This window comes from Aurantimonas endophytica (assembly GCF_014196845.1).
Lineage (GTDB): Bacteria > Pseudomonadota > Alphaproteobacteria > Rhizobiales > Rhizobiaceae > Aurantimonas > Aurantimonas endophytica.
The window spans coordinates 345,198-368,992 of sequence record NZ_JACIEM010000004.1 but is presented as its reverse complement, the minus strand read 5'-3'; the positions used below and the strand labels follow the sequence as shown (position 1 = coordinate 368,992).

The 23,795-nt window shown below is 67.9% G+C and carries 25 protein-coding genes; 13 read left to right on the top strand and 12 right to left on the bottom strand.

Features of this window, described 5'->3' with window-relative positions; genetic code table 11:
* Positions 1–87 precede the first annotated feature (87 nt).
* Complete coding sequence (locus GGR03_RS16205; protein ID WP_183209793.1) at positions 88–564, bottom strand: YcgN family cysteine cluster protein; 477 nt, start codon at positions 562–564, stop codon at positions 88–90.
* 91 nt (positions 565–655) lie between these two features.
* Between GGR03_RS16205 and GGR03_RS16200 the strand changes: the two genes are divergently transcribed.
* Genes GGR03_RS16200 through GGR03_RS16190 form a run of 3 tightly spaced genes read left to right on the top strand, consistent with a single transcriptional unit; the run spans position 656 to position 4,096 of the window.
* Positions 656–2,854: a transglycosylase domain-containing protein gene (locus GGR03_RS16200; protein ID WP_183209792.1), complete on the top strand. Its 2,199-nt coding sequence runs from the start codon at positions 656–658 to the stop codon at positions 2,852–2,854.
* A gap of 41 nt (positions 2,855–2,895) precedes the next feature.
* Positions 2,896–3,480 (top strand): DUF1214 domain-containing protein, encoded by a 585-nt coding sequence (locus GGR03_RS16195; RefSeq protein WP_183209791.1) that lies wholly within the window; start codon positions 2,896–2,898, stop codon positions 3,478–3,480.
* On the top strand, positions 3,473–4,096 hold the full coding sequence (locus GGR03_RS16190; protein WP_183209790.1) for a DUF1254 domain-containing protein: 624 nt from the start codon (positions 3,473–3,475) through the stop codon (positions 4,094–4,096). The genes GGR03_RS16195 and GGR03_RS16190 overlap by 8 nt, the downstream gene beginning before the upstream one ends.
* 15 nt (positions 4,097–4,111) lie before the next feature.
* Here GGR03_RS16190 and GGR03_RS16185 read toward each other — a convergent pair whose 3' ends face one another.
* The gene (locus GGR03_RS16185; protein ID WP_183209789.1) at positions 4,112–4,288 is read right to left on the bottom strand and encodes a hypothetical protein; all 177 of its coding nucleotides are present in this window, start codon (positions 4,286–4,288) and stop codon (positions 4,112–4,114) included.
* A gap of 149 nt (positions 4,289–4,437) precedes the next feature.
* Between GGR03_RS16185 and GGR03_RS16180 the strand changes: the two genes are divergently transcribed.
* Positions 4,438–5,454, top strand: coding sequence for a hypothetical protein (locus GGR03_RS16180; protein WP_183209788.1), 1,017 nt, complete (start codon positions 4,438–4,440; stop codon positions 5,452–5,454).
* Positions 5,455–5,482: 28 nt separating this feature from the next.
* Here GGR03_RS16180 and GGR03_RS16175 read toward each other — a convergent pair whose 3' ends face one another.
* Genes GGR03_RS16175 through GGR03_RS24770 form a run of 3 tightly spaced genes read right to left on the bottom strand, consistent with a single transcriptional unit; the run spans position 5,483 to position 8,352 of the window.
* On the bottom strand, positions 5,483–5,815 hold the full coding sequence (locus tag GGR03_RS16175) for a DUF1491 family protein (protein WP_183209787.1): 333 nt from the start codon (positions 5,813–5,815) through the stop codon (positions 5,483–5,485).
* 10 nt (positions 5,816–5,825) lie between these two features.
* The gene (locus GGR03_RS16170) at positions 5,826–6,584 is read right to left on the bottom strand and encodes a peptidoglycan-binding domain-containing protein (protein WP_183209786.1); all 759 of its coding nucleotides are present in this window, start codon (positions 6,582–6,584) and stop codon (positions 5,826–5,828) included.
* A 13-nt stretch (positions 6,585–6,597) separates the two neighbouring features.
* Positions 6,598–8,352: an ATP-binding protein gene (locus GGR03_RS24770; protein WP_183209785.1), complete on the bottom strand. Its 1,755-nt coding sequence runs from the start codon at positions 8,350–8,352 to the stop codon at positions 6,598–6,600.
* A 460-nt stretch (positions 8,353–8,812) separates the two neighbouring features.
* Here GGR03_RS24770 and GGR03_RS16160 point away from each other — a divergent pair, with 460 nt between their 5' ends.
* Complete coding sequence (locus tag GGR03_RS16160) at positions 8,813–9,313, top strand: DUF5330 domain-containing protein (RefSeq protein ID WP_183209784.1); 501 nt, start codon at positions 8,813–8,815, stop codon at positions 9,311–9,313.
* Between the two features lie 70 nt (positions 9,314–9,383).
* Entirely contained in the window at positions 9,384–9,806 is a 423-nt protein-coding gene (locus GGR03_RS16155; protein ID WP_183209783.1) for a SufE family protein, read from the top strand.
* Between the two features lie 43 nt (positions 9,807–9,849).
* Here GGR03_RS16155 and GGR03_RS16150 read toward each other — a convergent pair whose 3' ends face one another.
* Together GGR03_RS16150 and GGR03_RS16145 are read right to left on the bottom strand one after the other, a co-directional pair.
* Entirely contained in the window at positions 9,850–10,359 is a 510-nt protein-coding gene (locus GGR03_RS16150; protein ID WP_183209782.1) for a DUF6456 domain-containing protein, read from the bottom strand.
* The gene (locus GGR03_RS16145; RefSeq protein WP_246368091.1) at positions 10,356–10,781 is read right to left on the bottom strand and encodes a helix-turn-helix domain-containing protein; all 426 of its coding nucleotides are present in this window, start codon (positions 10,779–10,781) and stop codon (positions 10,356–10,358) included. The genes GGR03_RS16150 and GGR03_RS16145 overlap by 4 nt, the downstream gene beginning before the upstream one ends.
* A 208-nt stretch (positions 10,782–10,989) precedes the next feature.
* On the opposite strand from GGR03_RS16145, the gene GGR03_RS16140 reads away from it, so the two are divergent.
* The 6 genes from GGR03_RS16140 to GGR03_RS16115 all read left to right on the top strand — a co-directional run bounded on the left by GGR03_RS16140 (position 10,990) and on the right by GGR03_RS16115 (position 16,356).
* Positions 10,990–11,436 (top strand): hypothetical protein, encoded by a 447-nt coding sequence (locus GGR03_RS16140; RefSeq protein ID WP_183209781.1) that lies wholly within the window; start codon positions 10,990–10,992, stop codon positions 11,434–11,436.
* Between the two features lie 166 nt (positions 11,437–11,602).
* On the top strand, positions 11,603–12,820 hold the full coding sequence (locus GGR03_RS16135) for an ABC transporter substrate-binding protein (RefSeq protein WP_183209780.1): 1,218 nt from the start codon (positions 11,603–11,605) through the stop codon (positions 12,818–12,820).
* 165 nt (positions 12,821–12,985) lie between these two features.
* Complete coding sequence (locus GGR03_RS16130) at positions 12,986–13,750, top strand: ABC transporter ATP-binding protein (protein ID WP_183209779.1); 765 nt, start codon at positions 12,986–12,988, stop codon at positions 13,748–13,750.
* A complete protein-coding gene (locus tag GGR03_RS16125; RefSeq protein ID WP_183209778.1) occupies positions 13,743–14,462 on the top strand; it encodes an ABC transporter ATP-binding protein in 720 nt (239 codons plus the stop codon). Before GGR03_RS16130 ends, GGR03_RS16125 begins: the two co-directional genes overlap by 8 nt.
* Positions 14,463–14,468: 6 nt before the next feature.
* Positions 14,469–15,356 carry a branched-chain amino acid ABC transporter permease gene (locus GGR03_RS16120; protein WP_183209777.1) on the top strand — a complete coding sequence of 296 codons (888 nt, stop codon included), beginning with the start codon at positions 14,469–14,471 and terminating at the stop codon, positions 15,354–15,356.
* Position 15,357: 1 nt separating this feature from the next.
* The gene (locus GGR03_RS16115) at positions 15,358–16,356 is read left to right on the top strand and encodes a branched-chain amino acid ABC transporter permease (RefSeq protein WP_246368089.1); all 999 of its coding nucleotides are present in this window, start codon (positions 15,358–15,360) and stop codon (positions 16,354–16,356) included.
* A 24-nt stretch (positions 16,357–16,380) separates the two neighbouring features.
* On the opposite strand, the gene GGR03_RS16110 is transcribed toward GGR03_RS16115, so the two are convergent.
* The 4 genes from GGR03_RS16110 to GGR03_RS16095 all read right to left on the bottom strand — a co-directional run bounded on the left by GGR03_RS16110 (position 16,381) and on the right by GGR03_RS16095 (position 20,384).
* On the bottom strand, positions 16,381–17,400 hold the full coding sequence (locus GGR03_RS16110) for a sensor histidine kinase (RefSeq protein WP_183209776.1): 1,020 nt from the start codon (positions 17,398–17,400) through the stop codon (positions 16,381–16,383).
* Between the two features lie 7 nt (positions 17,401–17,407).
* Positions 17,408–17,824, bottom strand: a complete 417-nt coding sequence (locus tag GGR03_RS16105; protein WP_246368161.1) for a response regulator — start codon at positions 17,822–17,824, stop codon at positions 17,408–17,410.
* 37 nt (positions 17,825–17,861) lie between these two features.
* On the bottom strand, positions 17,862–19,334 hold the full coding sequence (locus tag GGR03_RS16100; protein WP_183209774.1) for a sensor histidine kinase: 1,473 nt from the start codon (positions 19,332–19,334) through the stop codon (positions 17,862–17,864).
* A gap of 240 nt (positions 19,335–19,574) precedes the next feature.
* Positions 19,575–20,384: an AraC family transcriptional regulator gene (locus GGR03_RS16095; protein WP_183209773.1), complete on the bottom strand. Its 810-nt coding sequence runs from the start codon at positions 20,382–20,384 to the stop codon at positions 19,575–19,577.
* Between the two features lie 74 nt (positions 20,385–20,458).
* On the opposite strand from GGR03_RS16095, the gene GGR03_RS16090 reads away from it, so the two are divergent.
* A complete protein-coding gene (locus GGR03_RS16090; RefSeq protein WP_183209772.1) occupies positions 20,459–21,397 on the top strand; it encodes an NmrA family NAD(P)-binding protein in 939 nt (312 codons plus the stop codon).
* 304 nt (positions 21,398–21,701) lie between these two features.
* Here the strand turns inward: GGR03_RS16090 and pbpC are convergent, their stop codons facing one another.
* The gene (gene pbpC, locus GGR03_RS16085) at positions 21,702–23,777 is read right to left on the bottom strand and encodes a penicillin-binding protein 1C (RefSeq protein ID WP_183209771.1); all 2,076 of its coding nucleotides are present in this window, start codon (positions 23,775–23,777) and stop codon (positions 21,702–21,704) included.
* Positions 23,778–23,795: the final 18 nt, after the last annotated feature.

Below are 23,795 nucleotides of genomic sequence, written 5' to 3'. Positions count from 1 at the left end.
CGCACCCCTCTCCTGCCTTTTCTGCGACTTGGGTCCTCGGCAAAGCCTCTCTCCCTCAATTTGAGAGGGCGCCTTACCGCAACCCCCTCACGCCGCGTCCTCGAACGGGTTCTCGCCCGGCCATTCGACGATGTGATCCTCGTAGTCCTCCACGTCCTTGCCGAGCTCGCTGATCGTGCGGCCACGCGCCGAGATGCCGGCCTGGTGCACCGTGTCGGGGTCGCCGGAGACGAGATGATGCCACCAATAGAGGTCCCGACCCTCGGCGACGAGCCGGTAGGCGCAGGTCGCCGGCAGCCAGGAGAGCTGGCGCACCGTCGCCGGGTCGAGCTGCACGCAGTCCGGCACCGTCGCATGGCGGTTTTCATAGTCGCTGCAGCGGCAGCTCTGCCCGTCCAGCAGCTGGCAGGCGAGATTGGTCCAGGCGATCTCGCCGGTGTCCCAGTCCTCCAGCTTGTTCAGGCAGCAGCGCCCGCAGCCGTCGCACAGCGACTCCCATTCCGGCCCGCTCATCGCCTCGAGCGATTTGGCCCGCCAGAACGGCATGTTGCTTGATTCACCCATCTTGGAAATGTGAGCCGATCGTTCAGGACATTTTCTGTTTCCCGACGTATATGGGAGAAGCGGTGACACCTGAAGGGGCATTGGTGGTCGCATGCGCTGGCGGGGCAGTTCGCCGCAGAATTCGACCAAGAGTGACAGGTTGACGTTGCAGGAACCGTCCAAACCGACCCGGAAACGCCGGCAGCCGTCGGGGCTGATCGAGATCGACGCGTGGATCGACTCGAGCCTGTGGCGATTCTTCCATTCTTTCGCCGCCTGGTGGGAAGGGGTCACCATCTTCTCGCGCAAGTTCCGCGCCCGCGGCATCAACCGCGTCGCGGTCGAGCTCGCCTGCGAGGGACTGACGCTCGGCCTCGTCGGCTTCGTCATGCTGCTGGCGCTGGCGCAGCCGGCGATGAAGGTCACCGCCAACGGCCTGCCGCAGAATGTCGACTACGCGGTGATGTTCCTCGACCGCCACGGCAACGAGATCGGCCGGCGCGGCGTGCTGCGTTCCGACGCGGTGCCGATCGACGAACTGCCGGACCAGTTCATCAAGGCACTGCTCGCCACCGAGGATCGCCGCTTCTTCGATCATATCGGCATCGACTTCTTCGGTCTCCTGCGGGCCCTGACCGAGAATGCCCGCGCCGGCGGCGTCGTCCAAGGCGGCTCGACGCTGACCCAGCAGCTCGCCAAGAACGTCTTCCTGACCAACGAGCGCACGATCGACCGCAAGATCAAGGAAGCCTTCCTGTCGCTGTGGCTGGAGGCGAACCTCACCAAGCGCGAGATCCTCGCGATGTATCTCGACCGCGCCTATATGGGCGGCGGCACCTTCGGCGCCGCAGCGGCGGCCGAGTTCTATTTCGACAAGGACATCAGGGACGTCTCGCTGGCCGAGTCGGCGATGCTCGCCGGCCTGTTCAAGGCGCCGGCCCGCTACGCCCCGCACATCAACCTCCCCGCCGCCCGTGCCCGCGCCAACGTCGTCCTGACCAACATGGTCCAGGCGAATTTCATGACCGAGGGCCAGGTCGTCGCGGCGCGTCGCCAGCCGGCGGTTGCCGTCGATCGCTCCGCCATCCAGTCGCCGGACTACTTCCTGGATTTCGCCTTCGACGAGGTCCAGCGCCTCGCCAACGAGGCCGGCCTGCCGGAGCGCACCTTCGTGGCGCGCACGACGCTCGACATGGGCCTGCAGAAGCTTGCCGACGAATCGGTCGAGTATCACCTCCTGCAGTTCGGCAAGAACTACGCCGTCGACGAAGGCGCCATGGTCATCATCGGCGAGGACGGCGGCGTGCGGGCGATGGTCGGCGGCAGGGATTACGGCGTCTCGCAGTTCAACCGTGCGACGCGGGCGCAGCGCCAGCCGGGGTCTTCCTTCAAGGTCTATGTCTATGCCGCGGCCATGCAGCAGGGCATGAAGCCGACCGACACGATCGTCGACAGCCCGATCACCATCGGCAACTGGTCGCCGCAGAATTACGGCCGCTCCTTTGCGGGCACGGTATCCCTCAGCAACGCCCTCGCTCGATCGCTGAACATTCCGGCGGTCAAGCTCGGCCAGAAGGTCGGGCTGGAGAATGTCACCAACCTCGCCCACGAGATGGGCATCGCCTCGCCGCTGCGCAGCGACAAGACGATGCCGCTCGGCACCAGCGAGGTCACCGTCCTCGACCAGGCGACGGCCTACGGCGTCTTCGCCAATGGCGGCATGGATGCCCATCGCCATGCGGTGATCCAGCTCACCGACGCGTCCGGCAAGGTCCTGTGGGACGCGCGGCGCGACATGCCGGAGCGCCACCGCGTGCTCACCGAGGACGCGGCGAAATCGATGAACGAGATGCTCGTCGGGGTCACCGAGCAGGGCACGGCGCGGCGCGCGCAGCTGTCGATGACCCGCGTCGGCGGCAAGACCGGCACGACGCAGAGCTACCGCGACGCGTGGTTCGTCGGCTTCACCGGCAACTACATCGGCGCCGTCTGGTTTGGGAACGACAATTACCGCCCGACCCGGAACATGACCGGCGGCACGCTGCCGGCGATGACGTGGCAGCGTTTCATGGAGACGGCGCACCAGAACATCGACCTGAAGCCGATCCCCTATCTCGAGAACCCGTTCCCGGAGGCGAAGGCCGAGGTTGCCGTCGCCGAAGGCGCCGAGCCGCCGCCGCGCCTCGAGACGCTGACCGGCGCGGCGCAGGACGTCCTGTCCGGTATCGCCACGGCCTTCGACGAATTGCCGCCGCTCGAACCCGAAAAGCTTGCCTCCGCGCGCGCGACAGGCGACGACGCACAGCAATAGGTCGTCCGCCAGCGGGTTACCGGATCGGGATTTTTCGGCGCATGCGCTTCACCCTCTTCGTCATCATGGCGCTTGCCATCGCGCTCGGCCTCGGTGGCTGGTCCGCCCGCTGGGCGCTCGACCAGTCGGCCGAGATCGGCACGGTGGCGGTCGGCCCGTGGTTCGCCAACCCGACCGCCGGCGCACCCGACGCCGATCCCTATTCGAAGGCGCGGCTGGCCAAGGTCGGCAATCTGACGCTCGGCCTCGGCGAGGGCGTGCAGTTCACCGCCGACCGCGACGCTTCGGGGCGGCCGCTCCGGCGCGAATGCCAGTACAAGGTTGTCGGCGAGGCCCCGGCCGCCCGTGTCTGGACGATCGCGCCGTACTCGCAGGAGGGAAGGCTGCTCCAGCCGGGCTCCGGCCGGGTCGCCTGGCTGACCTCGAACAATCTGATGCGTGCCGAGGACAATTCCTTCGCGATCGCCGTCGGGCCGCTTGCAAGAGCCGGCAACTGGCTGGCGACGTCGGGCACGGGTCCTCTGGTCCTCGCCCTGTCGCTCTACGACACGCCGGTCAGTGCCGCCAGCGGCGTCGCCAATGTCGTCCTGCCGGAACTGACGCTGGAGAAGTGCCTCGATGGGTAAGCTGCTCCTGGTAATCGCGGTCGGGCTGGTCGGCGCCGTTCTCGTCCACATCGCGGTGATCTTCATCATGCCGACGGTCGCCGAGAACAATGCCTGGGGCCGGTTGTCCGGGCTGGGCGACATGTACGAGGTCGTCCGCGTCGAGCCGCTGCGGGTCGAGGGTCCCGATCAGATCGCCCCGCCGGCAGGCTCGCAGCGGCACGATTTTGCCTTCGTCGATCCGGCCTTCATCGCCGCCAGCTGCCGCTTCTCGCTCGCCGAGGGGCCGGTCCGGATGTTCGCCGCCCAGAGCGACGCGCCGTTCTGGTCGGCATCGATCTACGATCGCCGCGGCGACAATCTCTACAGCATCAACGACCGCTCGGCCGTCGCCGGCACGTTCGACCTTCTGGTCGGCACGCCGCAGCAGATCATCGATGCGGCGGACGAACTCGGCATGGACCGCGAGTCGACTTCCATCCCCGTCGAGGTGAGTCTCGTGGAGGGCTACATGACGATCCGCGTCCTCGTCGACGAGGAGAGCAAGCGCCCGTCGATCGATGCCTTCGTGCAGTCCCTGGCCTGCGTCCCCAACGAGCCGGTCGCCGCCAACATCCCGTCCAGCCAGGGCGGCTGACGCCCAGGCTGCAGGTCACATCGTCATCTGGCTGCCCTGGATCGGCTTGGTGGCGTCCGTCGGCGGCACCAGCCGTTCCCGCCTGATGCAGGGCAGGAAGACGATCTTGCCCGAACGCTCGGCGTTTGCGGCCCGTCTCTCGCCCAGCTTGGCTCGCGGCCGCGCGGTCTGCAAAGCGACGATCTCTCCCACGATCGTGTCCTCCTCTCGTCTGCGCCCGGCTCCTGCCGCTGGGTAAGCAATCCGGCTTCAGAAGACCGGCGCGGAGTTAACAGCTTGCTAATATATCTTGCATAATCCTTTCGACCGGGGAAACGAACGATCAACTATCCGGGAATTCGATGAAGGACGAGGCGCCGCGCATCTTTCGCTCGCTCGAGAAGGAAGCCGGGCGCGGCGGGTTCGATACGGTCGTGCGCGCCGCCGTGGCGAGCTACGCCGCGCTCCGCAGCCCGAGCGAGCACCAGGCCCGCAGCCTCGGACGGCTGCTCGTGCCGGTCTGGGGCAAGCTCACCCTCGAGACCCAGTCGGGCATCGCCTTCACTCTCGCCGCCGCCCCGTCGCTGCCGCGCGCCGTCGTCGAATGCCTGCTCGCCGCGCCCGCCCCCATCGCCGAGCCGTTCCTGCGCGCCAGCCGCTGCCTCACCGCCGAGGACATCGCGACGCTGGCAGGCTCGCCCGACCCGCTTCTCCGCCAGATCGCCGCAGCACGAGGCGACGCGCAACCGGCCGCCGAAACCCGGCCGCGCGAGCCCCGCGTCGAGACCGCGCCGCTGGCCGCCGTGAGCGCGATGGCTCCACGAGCCGCCGCCGCCCCCCTTCCCGCCGCAATCCCGGCGTCCGCCGCCGAGGCCCGCGCGACGCTTCGCATGCTCGTCCAGCCCGGCGCCGCGCCGAGGACCTCGACCACGCCCGGCACCGTCAAGGAGATCATCGCTGCTGCGCGCGCCGGCGAAATCGGCCGCGCCTATCGCGGACTGGCACAGCTTCTGGACCTTGGGCCGGAAACGATGACGGAACTCGTCGCAGAGCCCGAGGGCGACATGCTTGCATCGGCGCTGAAGGCGATGCGCATCGGCAGCGGCGACGCGCTGACGATCATCATGCTGCTGAAGCCGCGCATCGGGCTCGACGTCCACGCCTTCCAGGCGATGAAGGGCCGTTACCGCGACCTCGACGCCGATATCTGCCGCATGCGTCTGCGCATGGCGGCGCCGCGGCCGATGCGTACAGCCTCTCCCGCGCTGCAGCCTCGGGCCGCCGAGCTCGAGCCGCGGCTGCGCACCGCCGCGCCGCGTGCCGCCTTCGGCCGGCGCCGCTCGGCCCCGACGGCCACTGCGACGTCCGGCACCCGCTAGACGGCGTCATCGCCTCCGGCGATCCCGGTCATTCCTCGACGATGTCGAGATAGGTGGCGACGTCGTCGGTCTCGATCTCCACCACCCAGTAATCGGGATCGAAGCGCGCCTCGCGGGCGAGCCGCTGCTCCATCGCCGCATCGTCCATGGCCGGCTCCGCCATGAAGCGGCGCGAGCCGTCCTCCTCGCCGAAGCTCTGCGGCGCCGGCCCGTAGAGCCGCACATCGCCCGAGCGCCCGCGCGCAATGACGAAGATCGCCCCGGCCGCCTCCGCGCCGCGTCGCACCACGGCGGCGAAGGCCCCGTCGGCGAACAGCCGGCGCAGCAGCTGGGCGACGAAGAGATCGCTGGTTACGCGCATCGCGCCGGCGTCACTGGATGGCGCCGATCTCGATCAGTCGCTCGAGGATCTTCGGGTCGGGGGTACCGGTGACCTCCAGGCCCTCCAGGGCTTCGAAGGTTCGGATCGCCGCCCGGGTGCGCTCGCCGACGATGCCGTCGGCCGACAGTTCGGCGACCTGCGCGGCGTTCAGCCCCGCCTGGATCCGCCGCACCAGTTCGTCCTCGCTGAGCGTCGACAGCGTCGACAGCGGGTCTTCCGCGACCTCGGTGGTCTCGTCCTGCACCAGCGGCCGGCTGGTCCGGCCCATGCGCTCCTCGAGACTGGCGACGGCCATCGCGTCCGGCACGCCCGGTTCGGACGCGCCCAGCTTACGCACATTCGCCAGCAGCTGCGGCGTCGCCGCACCGTCAACGGGCAGTCCATGCGCCTTCTGGAAGGCCTTCACGGCCGCCTCGGTGGCCGGTCCCGGCCTGCCGTCGATTGTCGCCTGATAGTAGCCGGCCGACGAAAGCGCCGACTGGACCTCCTCGACCAGCGGCACCGGCATCAGGCGGCTGTCGTTGCCGAGCGTTGCCGTCACGACGCCGGGCGAATCGCCCCGGGTCGCCAGCAGCGGCTGCGGATGCTTGCCGGGCTGCCCATAGATCGCGTTGGCGGCCATCGAGCCGAACAGGAGGCCGAAGGCGGCAAGGCCGGCCGACAGCGCCGGGCGGCGCGCCAGCACGGCACCGCCGGCCCGGGCGCCACGGCCGCCGAGCGACAGCAGCCCTCCGGCAACCGGCAGCAACCGGCCGCCGAGGCTACGCCGAGCGACGTGCTTCTTCGAGCTTCGGGATGGGGTTCGTTTTGGTGCGGGCATCACTCAGAGCTACGATGTTTTCCTTAGGAAGAGATGACGGTTCTTCGATCTTCGTGCAATCGCGCGGCAGGCGGATCGTCACCATCGTGCCGATCGCCGGCTGGCTTGTCATCGCAAAACTCCCGCCATGCAGCTCGGCCAGGCCCTTCACCAGCGACAGGCCGAGACCGGTGCCCTGATAGCGCCGGGCAGTACCGCAGGAAACCTGCACGAAGGGCCGGCCCAGCATGTCGATATCGGCCTCGGCGATGCCAATGCCGGTATCGCTGACGCAGATCTCGATCGAATCGGCATCGGAGCGGGCTTCCAGCGTGACGACGCCGCTGTCGGTGAACTTCACCGCGTTCGACAGAAGGTTGAGGAGGATCTGGTGGCAGGCCCGGCGATCGGCGACGATGGTCTCGACGCTGCAGGGCCGCAGGTCCAGCCGCAAGCCCTTCTGCTGCGCCTCGTCCCGCACAAGGTCCGCCGCCGCCGCCATCGCCTCGGACGGCGAGAACGATTCGGGCACCAGCTCGTAGCGGCCGGCCTCGATCTTGGAGACATCGAGCAGGCTGTTGACCACCGACAACAGATGCTGCCCGGACTGGCGGATCAGGCCGACATATTCCTTCTGCCGCTCGCTCTCGAAGCCGCCGAAGAACTCCTGGTGGAGAATGTCGGAGAAGCCGATGATGGCGTTGAGCGGCGTGCGCAGTTCGTGGCTGACGGCGGCGAGGAAATGGCTCTTGGCCGCCGACGACTGGTTGGCCGTCTCGAGCGCCGTCTGCAAGGCGCGGGCATCCGGGCGATCCTCGACCAGCGCGTTGATCGCGACGTCGATCGCCGCGCCGCCCGGCACCGCGGCGAGCGTCGCGACGCTCGGCCGCCAGGTGCCGTCGCGCCGGCGCAGCCGGAGTTCGACACGCCGCTTTCCGCTCTCGCGGCCGGCCGCGTCGAGCGCTTCGGCAAGCCCTGCCTGATCCGCCGGGTGGATCCGGGCGAACAACCCGCCGGCCGTCTCCGTCTCGTCCATCGCGACCAGAACGCGGGCCGCGGCAGAGACGGCGAGGATGCTGCCGTCGCGGTCGACGCGCAGCCATGCCGCATCGAAGAACTCTGCCGCTGCCGCAAGGTCCGGGCTATCCGCGGCACGGGTTGCGGCAAGCCGCGCCTGCCGGCGTGCCAGCAGACGGCGTACGGCAAATCCGGCATGGGCAAGAACCAGAGCGATGGCGATGACGTCGCCGATCCCGAAGGAAACCGCCGGGATTCCGCCGAAAAGCGTCCCGGCGACCGCCATAGCGACCAGCGAGCCCGCCAGGGCGAGGGCCAGCTGCCGGCGCCGTGCCAGCAGCGCCTCGACCGGCAGGGCCGCGAGGACCAGCAGCCAGCTCGGCGAGCCGGCTTCGAGCCAGAAGATCGCGGCGCCCGCCGCGCCGACCGCCAGCGTGCCATAGAGCCAGGCCGCGGCATCGATGCTGCGGCGATTCGAGAGATAGGCGGCGGCGGCCAGCAGCAGCCCTGCCAGCACCAGCGGCGCGACGACGATGGTGACGTCCGTGCCCAGCGCCGCGAGGATCGGCGATGCCACGGTCGCGGCCAGACCCGTGGCGATGAGGACCCCGATCGACCAGGCATGCAGCCGACGTTCGCCGGGCTCCCTGACGCCGGGTGCCACGAGCTCGTCCAGGCGCTCGCGAAGAAGACGAGCCACGGCATTCGCCGCATACCCATCCCGTCTCGCTCCCGACGCTTCGATCATTCGCCTACTCGTACTCAATTCACTGCGTGGGGAGCCGGATCTTGGCAAGGCTTGCTGTCCCGGCTTCGAAGGCGATCATGGTAGGGACGGTTTAAGGAAGCCATAAAACCGGGGCGAACATCCGCCCGCCACGGCCCGCCGGGGAGCCAAGTCCTTGATTCCGGTGGGATCGAATGCGGATATGGTTAACGCATCGATAGCACGGCGAATCTGCCTCAAAAGCCTGGCTTTCCTGGGGTTTCACGGCCGACGGTCCGAGGCGACGACCTTCCTGCCCGATCCGCGGCATTTGAGACAAACTTGTCGATGAGTTTCAACGGGACCTTCTCGCCCCTCGTGCATTGTGGCTTCTGAGAGCACAGACAAAGGCCGGAAGATCATGCCGGCCGGGGACGACATCCGGGGGTATCCCATGATCAGGTTCATCTTGAAGGCAGGCTTCTTTCTGGGACTTGTCGCGCTGCTTCTGCCGAAGACCGACGACGGCACGACGGCGGCGGACACCGCACCGCAGTTCGACGTTTTCACCGCGATGATGGGCGCCCAGGCGGCGATCGCCGACCTCGCCGGGTTCTGCGACCGCGCCCCCGCCGCCTGCTCCGCCGGCGGCGCCATCGCCCAATTCGCCGGGGAGCGCATCGGGGACGGTATCGCCCTCGCCTACAGCTTCGTCGAAGGCGAGACCCGCCGCCCCGACGTCTTCGAGATCGAGGAAACCGGCGTTACGCTTGCCTCGACCAATGCCCCCGCCCCTCGCGATCCGGTCGCCACCGGCGCCATCCGTCGCGACGCGCCGCTGGCCATGCCGGCGATCGAGCGGATCTCGGCGCAGCGTCCGCTGCCGGTTCCCGCGGCCGAGATCGGCACCGCCGCCCAGTCCCTGCCGATCCCGCGCCCCGCCCCCCGGGCCTGACATCGCCGGTCCCCGCGCCTATATGCGTGGAACCGCCGACGCGGCGGTTCCTGACAGTGCGGGAGACAGGATGCAGACGATCGAAGAGATCACCACGGACTTCGAGTATCTCGACGACTGGGAAGATCGCTACCGCTATCTGATCGAGCTCGGCCGTACGCTGCCGCCGATGCCGGAAGACGCGGTGAACGACGAGAACAAGGTGCGGGGCTGCGTCAGCCAGGTCTGGCTCACCAGCGAAGCCGACAATGCCACCCCGCCGCATCTGACCTTCCGCGGCGAGTCCGACGCGCATATCGTGCGCGGCCTCGTCGCCATCGCGCTGGCGCTCTACTCGGGCAAGACGGCGCCTGAAATCCTCGACATCGATGCCGAGGCCGTGTTCGGGCGGCTCGGCCTGCAGGACCATCTGACGCCGCAGCGCTCCAACGGCCTGCGCTCGATGGTCAACCGCATCAGGAACGACGCCAAAGAGGCGCTCGCCCCGGCGTGACGGGCGCCCGGTCGGGTCCGCCCGACAGCAGCAGCAGCACGCGCTATCCCTCCAGCCCGCCGCCGATCGTCGGGCGGTAGTCTGCCGTGCCCCAGCGCCGGATCGTCGGGCGCCCGCTCTGCCGCGCGGCGTCGATGCCGTAATGCCGTGCCAGCACGCCCAGCCCCGCCTTGAGCATCAGCTTGGCCGAACGCGCCGGCCACTGCCGTTCCCGCTCGACGACCTCCAGCCCCTTCAGGAAGCAGCAGACGTCGAGCAGCACGCCGGACAGTTCCGGCCCCACCGCCACGACTGCAGCGTCCACCCGCCGTCGTGCGTCGATGGCGCTGTCGGACAGGTCGCGGCTGCCGGCGCTGCCGCGCGCCTGCCGTGGCTGGCTGTCCCAGCGCTGGGTGATGCCGGGCATCAGCTGGCCGCGCGTGAAATCGGCGCGCAGCCGCTCGCCGGCGATCGTCTCGCTCGCATCGAGAAACGCGCCGCCGCCACGGCCGCCGCGGCTCGCCAGCCGCGCCAGCGGCGATTCGTCCGGGTTGAAGCCCGCGCGCGCCGTCATCGCACGCCCGCCTCGCCGTCGCGCGGCTCGTCCTGTTCCAGCGCGGTCCTGACCGCATGCGACAGCGCCTCGAGCCGCGTCAGCATGGCGTCGAAGCCCTTGTCGTCGCGCCGATCCTCGATGCGCCGCACCGCATGCGCCACGCTGGTGCGGTCCCGCCCGAACGCTCCGGCGATGGACGACAGGGACACCTGGAAGACGACATGGGCGAGATACATCGCCACGTGACGTGCCTCGCAGACCGGGGCGATCGCCCGGCTGGGGCTGACGATCGCCGGAACCGGGACGGCGAAGAAGGCGCTGGCGATCTCGCGTGCCAGACGGCAGGCCCTCCGGCCTGCCAGGGTCTCGGCGTTCGGGAGAAACATTCCGGCATGCCGGCCGGCCGCCGCACCGGAAACATCGCCGTCGAGGGATTGCATGGGAAACCTCCATTCGCACCACATGCATCGTCTATAGCGGCCTCGGCGCCATGTGTGAATAATTTCCTATTCATGAAATTGGCGCCATGGTTGCGCTGCGCCCTTCCCTCAGCAGTGTCCGCTTATATGCACCCCGGCTAACCAAGGTATTTATCCCCATCTGCTCCCAACAGGGCGACGCTGCGGCGGTTCTCGCCTGGAGCAGAAGATGGCCGGAAGTCTCGATACCACCTCCCTCGACGCCGCGCTTGCGGCCGCCATCCGCTGCCACGCCGAGCGGCAGCGGCGATCCGTCGCGCGCGACCTGCAACGCCTGGAGAAAGCAGTGCTGCTGCGGCGTCTCGGCCTCGACGACGCTGCGGTGCGTCAGGCGATCGCTGTCGAGCGGGCCACCCAGCTCCCGGCGGCACTGGGGATCTGGCTCCGCGAGCGGGTGACGGTCGAACTCCAGCGCCTGACGCGCATGGCCCGCGGCGCCCATCCGCGCTACGACATCAACCGCCACATCGCCGTCAGGCGCCTCGCCAACTGGCTGGAAGGCCATGACGAGAGGCCCGCCGAAGAGGCCGACGAACGGACCGCCGGCCGCGTGCTCAACGCCCGCTTTGTCCGGCATCATGCCTCTGCGGCGAAACTCCGCCGGCGGCAGGCCTGAGCCCGTTCTGCCCCTCCCGGCTGCAAATCCAACGGCCTATGGGCAGCGCAGCACGCTTGACACGCTTCGCTGCGCCGCGTCACAACTTGCCCGACGCCGGTTCGGTCTCGCCTTGGGAGACGCCACGACCAACCAGCCGGCCAATCGATCTGGGAGGATCACCATCATGCGCTTCAAGACCCTGCTTCTTGCCGCCTCGTCGCTCGCCCTCGCTGCCGGCGCCGCCCACGCGCAGGAAGTCTCCAACGATGTCGTCAAGATCGGCATCCTCAACGACCAGTCGGGCGTCTACGCCGATTTCGGCGGCCAATGGTCGGTCCAGGCCGCCCGGATGGCGGTCGAGGACTATGGCGGCACCGTTCTCGGCAAGCCGATCGAGATCGTCTCGGCCGACCACCAGAACAAGGCCGACATCGCCTCCAACATCGCGCGCGAATGGTACGACGTGCAGAATGTCGACGCGATCATGGAGCTGACCACCTCGTCCGTCGCCCTTGCCGTGCAGGGCCTGTCGCGCGAGAAGGAGAAGATCACCATCACCACCGGCGCGGCGACCACCGAGCTGACCGGCGCGCAGTGCAGCCCCTACGGCTTCCACTGGGTCTACGACACGCATGCGCTCGCCGTCGGCACCGGCGGCGCGCTGGTGAAGGCCGGCGGCGACAGCTGGTTCTTCCTCACCGCCGACTACGCCTTCGGCTATTCGCTGGAAGAGCAGACCGGCAATTTCGTCAAGGAGAATGGCGGTGAGGTGCTCGGCGCCGTGCGCCACCCGCTCGGCACCACCGACTTCTCGTCCTTCCTGCTGCAGGCACAGAGCTCCGGCGCCAAGGTCATCGGCCTCGCCAATGCCGGCCTCGACACCGCCAACGCCATCAAGGGCGCGGCGGAGTTCGGCATCGTCCAGGCCGGCCAGCAGCTTGCCGGCCTCCTGTTCACGCTCGCCGAGGTCCACGGCCTTGGCCTCGAGGCGGCACAGGGCCTGAACCTCACCGAAGGCTGGTACTGGGACCAGAGCGACGAGAATCGCGAGTTCGCCGCCAAGTTCGAGGAAGCCACGCAGCGCAAGCCGAACATGATCCAGGCCGGTACCTATTCGGCGGTCCTGCAGTATCTGAAGGCCATCGAGGCCGCCGGTACCGACGCCACCGCGGAAGTCGCCGCCAAGCTGCACGAACTGCCGGTCGAGGACGTCTTCGCCAAGAGCGGTACGGTGCAGGAGAACGGTCGCATGGTCTACGACATGTACCTGTTCCAGGTGAAGGCGCCGGGCGATTCCGAGGGTCCGTGGGACTACTACACCGAGGTCGCCAAGGTTCCGGGCGGCGAGGCCTTCCTCACCGTCGAGAACTCCGGCTGCGACGTCGCGAGCTTTGCCAACTGATCCTGCGGAATCGGCGGGGCGGCACGCTGCCGTCCCGCCTCGCAGGTTCGGCGCACAGACTGGACAGCCAGCCGTCCGGGCCGCAGTCTGAGCCGAACTCTGCCGCATGATCTGCCGGAATTTAACCAAGCCTCATCTTGAGCTGGACGGGAGTGGCATTCGCCCATGAGCGCATCATCGCAGGAGGTCATCCTCTCTGCCCGCGGCCTCACCAAGGAGTTCTTCGGCTTCAAGGCCGTCAGCAATGTCGATCTCGACATCAGAGAGAACACGATCCACGCTCTGATCGGCCCGAACGGCGCCGGCAAGACCACCGTGTTCAACCTGCTGACCAAGTTCCTGAACCCGACGGCCGGCACGATCAGCTTTCGCGGCCAGGACATCACGAAACTGAAGCCGGCTGACGTGGCGCGGCTCGGGCTCGTGCGCTCGTTCCAGATCTCCGCCGTCTTCCCGCATCTGACGGTGCTCGACAATGTCCGCGTCGCCCTGCAGCGCAAGGCGCATCTCGGCACGCAGTTCTGGCGCTCCAGCCGCGTCCTCGACCGGCTGGATACGCGCGCCGGCGAGCTGATCGAGGCCGTCGGCCTCACAGCCTATGCCGATCTCGACGCCGCCGAGCTGCCCTATGGCCGCAAGCGCGCCCTCGAGCTCGCCACGACCCTCGCCCTCGACCCGCCGGTGCTGCTCTTCGACGAGCCGATGGCCGGCATGGGCGTCGAGGACATCGGCCGGATCTCCGACCTGATCCGGCAGATCGCCAGGGACCGCACCGTCGTCATGGTCGAGCACAATCTCAACGTCGTCGCCGATCTCTGCGACCGGGTCACGGTGCTCGCCCGCGGCGAAATCCTCGCCGAGGGCGACTATGCCGAGGTCAGCGCCAACCCGAAGGTGCGCGAAGCCTACATGGGAACCGAGCATGAGTGAGACCCGGGCGGCGAGCCCCCTTCTCGAGGTCCGCGACCTGCATGGCTGGTACGGCGAAAGCCATGTCCTCCACGGCGTATCGCTGGATATCCACGAGGGCGAGACGATCACGCTGCTGGGGCGCAACGGCGCCGGCAAGACGACGACGCTGCGGGCGATCATGAATCTCCTGCCGCGGCGTGAGGGCACGATCCGCATCGCCGGCAACGACATGATGAAGGTGCCGGTGCACCGCAGCGCCTATTCCGGCATCGGCTACGTGCCGGAGGAGCGCGGCATCTTCGCGACGCTCTCGGTATCGGAAAACCTGACGCTCCCGCCGAAGGTCGCCGAGGGCGGCATGAGCGTCGAGGAGATCTACGAGCTCTTCCCGAACCTTGCCGAGCGGCGCAATTCGCCGGGCACCAAGCTTTCGGGCGGCGAACAACAGATGCTGGCGATCGCCCGCATCCTGCGCACCGGGGTGAAGATCATCCTGCTCGACGAGCCGACCGAGGGGCTCGCCCCGGTGATCATCCAGCGCATCGGCGACGTGCTGACCGAACTGAAGAAGCAGGGCATGACGCTGCTGCTGGTCGAGCAGAACTTCCGCTTCGCCCGCCGCGTCGCCGACCGGTTCTTCCTGATGGAGGATGGCCACATCCTCGAAAGCTTCCCGACATCAGAGCTCGATGCGAAGATGGATCGGCTGCACGAAGTGGTGGGAGTGTAACCCGCGATGACCATGATCTTCGGCATTCCGCTCCCGGCGCTGCTCGGCCAGTTGCTGATCGGCTTCATCAACGGCTCGTTCTACGCGCTGCTCAGCCTCGGCCTCGCGGTCATTTTCGGGCTGCTGCGGGTGATCAACTTCGCCCACGGCGCCCAGTACATGCTCGGCGCATTCACCGCCTATCTGATCCTGCACTATGCCGGGCTCGGCTTCTGGCCGACGCTGATCCTCGCGCCGGTGATCGTCGGGCTCCTGTCGGCGGTGATCGAGCGCACGATGCTGTCGCGGCTCTACGATCTCGACCATCTCTACGGCCTGCTCTTCACCTTCGGCCTGGCGCTGATCATCGAGGGCACGTTCCGCTATTATTTCGGCGCCGCCGGGCAGCCCTACCCGACGCCGCCGCTGCTCGCCGGCGGCACCAATCTCGGCTTCATGTTCCTGCCGAACTATCGCGGCTTCGTCGTCGTCGCCTCGCTCGCCGTGTGCCTCGCCACGTGGCTGCTGATCGAGAAGACCCGCCTCGGCGCCTATCTGCGCGCCGCCACCGAGAACCCGCAGCTGGTGCAGGCCTTCGGCGTCAACGTGCCGATGCTGCTGACGCTGACCTACGCGCTCGGCGCCGGGCTCGCCGCGCTCGCCGGCGTGCTTGCCGCGCCGATCTACCAGGTCAGCCCGCTGATGGGCACGAACATCATCATCATCGTCTTCGCCGTGGTGGTGATCGGCGGCATGGGCTCGATCCTCGGGGCGATCGTCTCAGGCTACGCGCTCGGGATCCTCGAGGGCCTGACCAAGGTGTTCTACCCGGAAGCGTCCAACATCGTCGTCTTCGTCATCATGGCGATCGTGCTCATGGTCCGTCCGGCGGGCCTGTTCGGAAAGGAGGCCTGACATGACCAGCCTCGACGAAACCGGCGCGATCATGGCGAGCAAACCGGAAGCACCGGCGCGCAAGCTCTCGGCCCAGCGCCGGCTCGGCTGGCTCGGCGTCGCGATCGCCGTGATCGCGCTGGCCGGGCTGCTGGCGGTACCGTTCTTCGTCTATCCCGTGTTCATCATGAAGGTGCTGTGCTTCGCGCTGTTCGCCGTCGCCTTCAACCTCTTGCTCGGCTATGTCGGGCTCCTGTCCTTCGGCCACGCCGCCTTCTTCGGCGGCGCCGCCTATTTCACCGCCCACGCCGCCAAGGTCTGGGGCTGGGAGCCGCTCTCGGCGATCCTCTTGGGTGCCGCCGGCGCCGGCCTGATGGGCCTCGTCATCGGGGCGCTGGCCATCCGCCGGCAGGGCATCTATTTCGCCATGGTGACGCTGGCGCTGTCGCAGATGGTGTTCTTCATCTTCCTGCAGGCGCCCTTCACCCATGGCGAGGACGGCATCCAGGGCGTGCCGCGCGGCCATCTGCTCGGGCTGATCGACCTCGGCCCGACGCTGAACATGTACTATTTCGTGCTGGCGGTGTTCGTCGCCGGCTTCTTCGCCGTCTGGCGCATCGTCAACTCGCCCTTCGGCCACGTCCTCAAGGCGATCCGCGAGAACGAGAACCGCGCCATCTCGCTCGGCTACCGGGTGGAGCGCTACAAGCTCGGCGCCTTCGTCATGTCGGCGACGATCGCCGGCCTCGCCGGGTCCACCAAGGCGCTGGTCTTCCAGATCGCGACGCTTACCGACGTTGCCTGGCAGATGTCCGGCGAAGTGGTGCTGATGACGCTTCTGGGCGGCATGGGCACGATCTTCGGCCCCGCCGTCGGCGCCGCCCTGGTCGTGACCATGCAGAACTATTTCGCGACGTCCGACATCCCGGTGACGGTGATCATCGGCGTCATCTTCGTCCTGTGCGTGCTGCTGTTCCGCCGCGGCATCGTCGGCGAGGCGATCCGGCTGATGAAGCGGTAGCGGCCGAAGCCGCGCCGGCAGGCATCAGAGCGGCGCCTGCAGCATCACCCGGACATTCGGGCCGTCGCCATATTCGATCGCGGCGTTGAGGCTCTGGGCCATGGCGCGGATCAGCTTGGTGCCGAGCCCGGTGCTCTTGGCCTGCGGCGGCTTGACCGTGCCCTTGCCGTCGTCCTCGACGACCAGCAGGAAACGCTCCGCGAGGCGCGCGAGAGACACCCGGATCTCGCCGCTCTCGCCCTCTTCATAGGCGTATTTGCAGGCGTTGCTGACGAGCTCGTTGACCACCACGCCGACCGAGACGGCCTTGTCGGTGTTCAGCCGGATCGCCTCGACGTCGAGCACCACGCGGCGCGGCGAGGACGGGGTCGACCAGGTCTCCTCCAGCTCCTCCACCAGCACCTTGAGATAGTCGGCCATGTCGACCGTGGCGATCTCGTCGGAGGTGTAGAGCCGGCGGTGCACCTGACCGATCGCCCTGATGCGCTGCTGCGTGTCCTTCAGCGCGACGCGCGCTTCCTCGTTGTCGAGGCTGGAAGCCTGCATCTGCACGAAGGCGGAGACCAGCTGCAGGCTGTTGGCGACCCGGTGGTTGGCTTCCTTGAGGAGCGCCGCCAACCGGTCGTTGCTCGCCTTCAAGGCGGCATCGGCATCGGTCTTGGCGGCGACGAGACGAGCGTGCGCCAGCGTCTGCTCGAAGGTCGAGGCGAGAAGGTCGAAGAAATCCTCGCCGATGGTCTTCACCACGTAGTCGGCGGCGCCGGCCTTGAGCGCGGCGACCGCGACGCGGCTCTCCTCCGACCCGGTGACGTAGACGACCGGCGGGGGCGACGGCAGGGCCCGCACCTGCGCCAGCGTCTCCAGCCCGTCCATGCCGGGCATGTAGTGGTCGATAGCGAGGAGATCGAACGATTCGGCCCGCAGGCGCGCGAGGCCCTCGTCGCCGCTGCCCGCCGTCGCGACCTCGTAGCCGCGGCGCCGGAGGGCGCGCTGCGTCAGAAGTCTCAGTCCCTCGTCGTCGTCGATATACAGAACACGGGGCAAGGGATGCTCAGCCGCCTGCCTCGGGGTCGGGAAGCTGGATCACCGACAGGAACAGGCCCAGTTGGCGGATCGCCTGGGAGAAGGCTTCGTAGTTCACCGGCTTGGTGATGTAGACGTTGGCGCCGAGATCGTAACAGCGCTGGATCTCCACCTTGTCGTCGGTGGTGGTCAGGACGACGACGGGCGTGCGCTTCAGCGGCCCATCGGACTTCATCCGGGCGAGGATGTCCGTGCCGCTCATGTCCGGCAGGTTGAGGTCGAGCAGCACCAGCGCCGGGCCGTTGTGGGCCGGACCGTCCGGGGCGTCGTAGAGGAACTGCAGCGCCGAGGTGCCGTCGGTGAAGTGGCGGACAGGATTGGTCACGCCGGCGCGGCGGATGTTCTTCTCGATCAGGCGCGCGTGGCCCTCATCGTCCTCGATCATCACGATATTCACGGGGAGATGAGCGTTCACTTTGTCCTCATGTCTCATGCAGCTTGGCTGTCATTGAAAGGCGGAAAGTCGCCCCTTGGTCAAGCGCCGAGTCGCAGCCGACCATTCCGCCAAGTCGATAAGCCAGCGCGCGCACATGTGCCAGCCCGATTCCCTCGCCCGGCTGATCTTGCTGGCCGGAACGGCGGAACAGGTCGAAAACCCGGTCGTGGTCCTTCGGATCGATGCCGCGCCCGTTGTCCTCGACCTCGAAGATCACCCGGTCGTTCTGCCGCTTGCCGCGGACCTTGATGACGCCCGGCCGCCCGGGCTTCAGGTACTTGACCGCGTTCTCGATCAGGTTGGAGAAGATCTGCTCGATCGCCACCCGGTCGCTGACGAGGTCAGGCAGCGGCTCGACCTTCACCTCGGCGCCCATCTCGGTCAGCCGGTGCTGCAGGCTGTCGACGATGCCGCGAACCATCGCATTCATGTCGATCCGTTCCGGCGTGATGACGCGGCGGCCCTCGCGCGACAGGCGCAGGATGGCGTTGATCAGCCGGTCCATCTTCTCGGTGGAGGAGCGGATGAAGCCGATCGCCTCCGGCAGATCCTCGCGCACCGCAAGCCTTGCGTCCTCGGTGATCACGTCCGGGGCTTCCGCCTCCGCCTTGTCGAGCATCTCGGCAAGCTGCTTCGTCGCCGCGTCGAGCTCGCTGGTGAAGCCCATGACGTTCACCAGCGGCGAGCGCAGGTCGTGCGAGACGATGTAGGCGAAGCGCTGGATCTCGTCATTGGCGCGCTGCAGGTCGGCGGTCCGCGTCTGCACGACCGATTCCAGGTCGTCGTTGAGGAAGCGCAGCTTGTCGCGCGACTGGCGCAGCTCGCGAACGTTCTGCCGTGCCGCCCAGATCGTCCCGAGCGCGACGAGCAGCAGCAGCACGAAGGCGACGATCATGAACGCGTAGGAAGTGGCGACGAAGGCCTGCTGGGAATCGGTGCGCTCGCGCAGGAGATCGGACTCGGCCTGGGACATCGCCCGCGCCACGTCGCGGATACCGACGATCAGCGCGATGTCCTCGGCACCGACGCGGCCGACATCCTCCGGCCGCAGGCCCTCGGCCTCGCGTTCGGTGATCGATTCGCGCAGCACCGCCAGATGCTCGTTGGTCAGCGACGTCAGTTGCCGGACGCGCTCGAGCTGCGGCGGATTGTCGGCGACCATCCCTGCCATCTGGTCGAGGAGCGGCGGGATCTGCTCCACGGTTTCCTCGAAGACCCGGCGGAAGCCCTCGCGCGGCTCCAGCAGGAAGCCGCGCCGCGCCGCTTCCGCGCGCTCGACGAGGACCCGGATCTGCGACAGCGTCACCTCCACCTCATAGGTGTGCGTGACGGTCTGGCTGCTCTCCTGGGTCCGCACCACCAGCCAGGCGACGGCGAGGCCGAGCACGATGAGCAGGGCAAAGCCGGCGGTGATCGCAGCGACCAGCGACCGACGGTAAAGCCGCTCGGTAAACGTCATGAAGGCCTCTGCCGCAAAATTCGTCCCGGCCTGCCATATCGCGGCGGCGGCGGCGTCACAACCGGTAAGGGTGTGGGGGGGGTGCGTCCGGCCCGTCGCGGCCGGGGAGCGGGCGGGTCGTGCGGGCCAGGGCCAGCTCGTCAGGTAGCGAGACCACCAAGCAACCTTCGGAAAAGCGATCGAGAGAGTCTGGCGAGAAAACCGCCCCGATTTTCGTCGTCCAGCCAGTGATCGGTTACGCTAGAACTGTGAAGCGAAGTAGCGGCCCGGTGTCGTTCCGAGCGCCTTTTTGAACATGACGATGAAGGCGGTCGCGGACTCATATCCGAGATCGCCCGACACTTTCTGTACCGTGGCGCCGCTGGCGAGTTCGCGCAGCGCGACAATCAGATGGAGTCGTTGCCTCCATTGGCCGAAGGTCAGCCCGGTCTCTTGGCGGATCAACCGCTTCAAGGACCGTTCGCTCATGGCGACATGCATAGCCCATTCGCGAAGTGTGCGACGGTCGCTCGGATCCGCCGCAAGGGCGGCGCCGATAACGGCGATCTTGGGATGATCGGACACGGGCAGCTCGAGCCCCCCGCTCGGCATGAGCGCCAGCTCATCGAGCAAGACCCGCACCAGACGGCCAATATGGTCGTCCGAAGCGTAGCGGTCTGGCACATCCGCCAGGCGGAGGATCATCTCGCGGAGCATCGGCGACACAGACAGTGCGCAGCAGCTCTGAGGCATCGCCACAGCGCCGGGCTCGACGAACAGATATGAAAGACGCGCATTCGGCGTCACCTGATTGCTGTGGGGTACCCCACCTGGGATCCATACCGCAAAGCCTGGCGGGATGATCCACAGGCCGTTCGCCGCCGTACAGATGACGGCGCCATGCAGCGCCAGGATGAGCTGTCCCGGCCGATGTCGATGCTGGGGCACTTCATTTTCATAATCGGCGAAGTCGACGCGCAAGGCGACCGCAGGGCCATCCGAACGATCAAGGTCGAAGTCGCCGCTACACGGGCGAGGAACCACGGCAGATTGGCCTGATTTGAGGATCATATGGCACTATCTCTAAATCCCGGCGAACCGCAATCCGCTACCGTTGGCAATCAACATCACCAACGGAGATTGCCATGCGCATTGCTGTCGTCGGCGCGACCGGAAGGATCGTTGCCAAACTTACCCGGAACCTGCTCGGTGCCGGACATCAGGTGAAGGCGTTATCAAGGGGCGGTCCGGCTCTCGACGCCCTGGCCCACGATGGTGCCGAACCGTTTCTCGGCAGCTTCGACACCGGCACGGGAGACCTCGGCAGCTTTTTCCAGGATGTCGAGGCTGCTTTCCTGATGGTGAAGACTGACTGGAACAACATCGAGGGCCACTACCCGGCGGTCGCACAGCGCTTCGTGGACGCACTTCGCGGCTCCCCTGTGAAACACGCCGTGAGCTTGACGTCGATGGGATCGGAAGTCGACGGGAAGACTGGCCACTTCGAGGTGTTCCACCGCCTCGATCAGAAACTCAACGAGTTGGCCCATATCGACCTGGTGCATTTGCGGGCGGCTTGGTTCATGGAGAACACGCTTGCCTGGACGGGGTCTGTGGCGAAGTACGGGCGTCTCGCCTGGTTCTACGAGCCGGACCTGAAGATGCCGTGGGTCGCGACGGACGACATCGCCGAACTGGCGGCGAAGGAGCTGACGAACCCGACAGGCGAGCATCGCGTGATACGCGAGGTCGGCTCGCAGGACCTCACGATGCGTGAGATCGCCGATATCATGGGTCGTGAGATCGGCAAGCCGGTGGAGTACAGGTTCGTCGATCGGACGCAGAAAGACATTGAAGAAGAATTCCTCAGGAGGTTCGGCGGGCCTGAGCAATGGCTCGACGACGACCGATCGAGCGACGCGTTGAACCATGGTGTCGTCCGCTTCCACGGCGGCGACGGAGTCCGCCCCCCTCTACCGACCACGATGGAAACTTTCATTCGGACGGTTTGGAAGTCCCTATACCTTGAGGCGCTCAGCCGAGGGGACGAGCCCGAGACCTTCCTGACGTGGAACGCGCGGTAGAGACTCGGGCGCAGTGGACGCTGGGCCACCCCAAGCTGAAGAAGGTTTCGGACCTCCCAGCATTCCCGGGACAATCATCCTTTGCGGAAAGACGGCAGCGCACCATCAGAAGCAGGTTCCGTCGCTAGAAAGCAGACCAGCTAGAAACTGCCGATATCGGGAATGCTCCCGGTGCTTCTGAGTCGGATATCTGACGGCCTTGGTGCCTGTAGGAAGCGAATATTTCCGCTTGCCACCCGACCCAGCTGTTCAATGCCCGGCTTCGCACCAGGCGCCGAGTTCGATTGGTTCCTGCCGCCCAACCCTACTCCACGAACACCCGCGTCGCCGCCGCCGCGCCGGTGGCATCCACTACCGAAATGCTGAGGAACCCCGGCTCGGCCGGCTGCCAGCTCGACTGGCGGTCGAGCGTGCCGAGGGTGACCGGGCGGCCGTCGACATACCAGGTGAAAGGCGGGCGGCCGTTGCGGACTTTTAGCGGCAGCGTGCCCGTCCCGGCGCTTCCGCCCTCGCCGAAGCCGATTTCGACCCGCGCGGCGTTGGGCGGAAAGACGATCTCCGGCTTCAGCCCGGCCTCCGCGCGCTCGGCGGCGCGGCCCATGCGGCGGAGCGGCGGCGGCAGGCCGGACCCGGCCGAGGCGAGGATGCCGGGCGGCGGGCCGGCCAGGCGCGCCGGGGACCCGAGCCGGGCGAAGACGTCCTGCATTACCGGCACCGCCGTCGCCTCGCCGACGAGGCCTTCCACCGGCGCGCCATCCGGCCGCCCGAGCCAGACGCCGACGACGTGGCGGCCGTCGTAGCCGATAGTCCAGGCGTCGCGGTAGCCGTAGGACGTGCCGGTCTTGTGGGCGATCGTGCCGGGGGAGCCCTTGGCCGTGGTGGTCGCGCCGGCGAGGATCGAGGTGACGTACCAGGCCGCCTGCGGCGACAGGATGCGCTTGCCGGGCGCCGCCGCCCCCGGCTCGATGTGCAGGGGCATGGCGACGCCGCCATTGGCGAGGCCGCCATAGATCGCGACGAGGTCCTCCAGCGTCAGGCCGATGCCGCCGAGCCCGATGGCAAGGCCCGGCAGCGAGCGGTCGCCGAGTTCCGGCTTCGCCCCCGCCCGCCGCATGCGGTAGACCAGCCGCGCCGGGCCGACGGCGCTGAGGAGTTCCACGGCCGGCAGGTTGCGCGACAGCTGCAGCGCCCGCCGCGCGGTGATGATGCCCTGGAAGTCGCGGTCGAAATTCTGCGGCGTGTAGCCGGAAAAGCCGCCCGGCGAATCGTCGACGAGGCTTTCGGGATGCGCGACGCCGCGCTCGAAGGCGAGGCCGTAGATCAGCGGCTTCAGCGTCGATCCCGGCGAGCGCGACGCCCGCGTCAGGTCGACGAAGCCCTGCCGCTCGCGGTCGAACAGATCCGGCGAGCCGATATCGGCGACGATCTCGCCGGTCGCGTGATCGGCGACGACGATGGCGAGGCTCACCGGCTTCTTCAGCGTCGCGGCCTTCTCCTTCGCATAAGCCTCGAGCCGCGCCTGCACGGACTTGTCGATGGTGAGGTCGATGATCCTGCGGCTTGGGTCCGCCGCCCGAAGCCGGTCCGCCGCATGCGCCGCCAGCATCGGCAGCGGCCGCCGTGCCGGCGGCATCGCCTCGCGGCGGGCCCGCGCCGCCTCGTCGGCGTCGAGGATGCCAAGCGCTTCCATCCGGTCGAGCACCCGGTCGCGCGCCGCTTTGGCGCGTTCGGGAAAACGGTCGGGGCGGTAGCGCTCGGGCGCTTGCGGCAGCGCGACGAGGAGCGCCGCCTCCGCCGCCGTCAGCCGCCGCGGCTCCTTGCCGAAGAAGCTGAGGCTCGCCGCCCGCACGCCCTCCAGATTGCCGCCATAAGGAGCGAGTTCGAGATAGAGCGACAGGATCGCCGCCTTGTCCTGGCTGCGCTCCAGCGCGATGGCGGAGAGGATTTGCTCGGCCTTGGCCGCAAAGCTGCCGGTCGGCAGCCGGCCGAGCATCCGGGCCACCTGCATGGTCAGCGTCGAGCCGCCGGAGACGATCCGCCCGTGCCGCGCCGATTGCCAGAGCGCCCGGCCGAAGGCCACGGGATCGACGCCCGGATGCTCGGCGAAGCGCTTGTCCTCCCAGGCGAGCAGCATGGCGAGGTAGCGCGGGTCGACGTCCTCGGCCCCGGCGGCCAGCCGCCAGCCGCCGTCGTCGTTGGCGAAAGCCCTGAGCAGCGCTCCGTTCCGGTCGCGGACCTCGACCCCGGTCACCGGCGCCGCGAAGCCGGCGATGCGCTCGGTGACGGCGCGCTCGAAGGCGGAATAGCCGCTTCCGATCGCCACGATGGCGAGGAGCAGGAGCAGCAGCCCGCCCTGCGCCAGCCGCCTCAGCCGTGACACCGCGAACGCTCCCTGCCC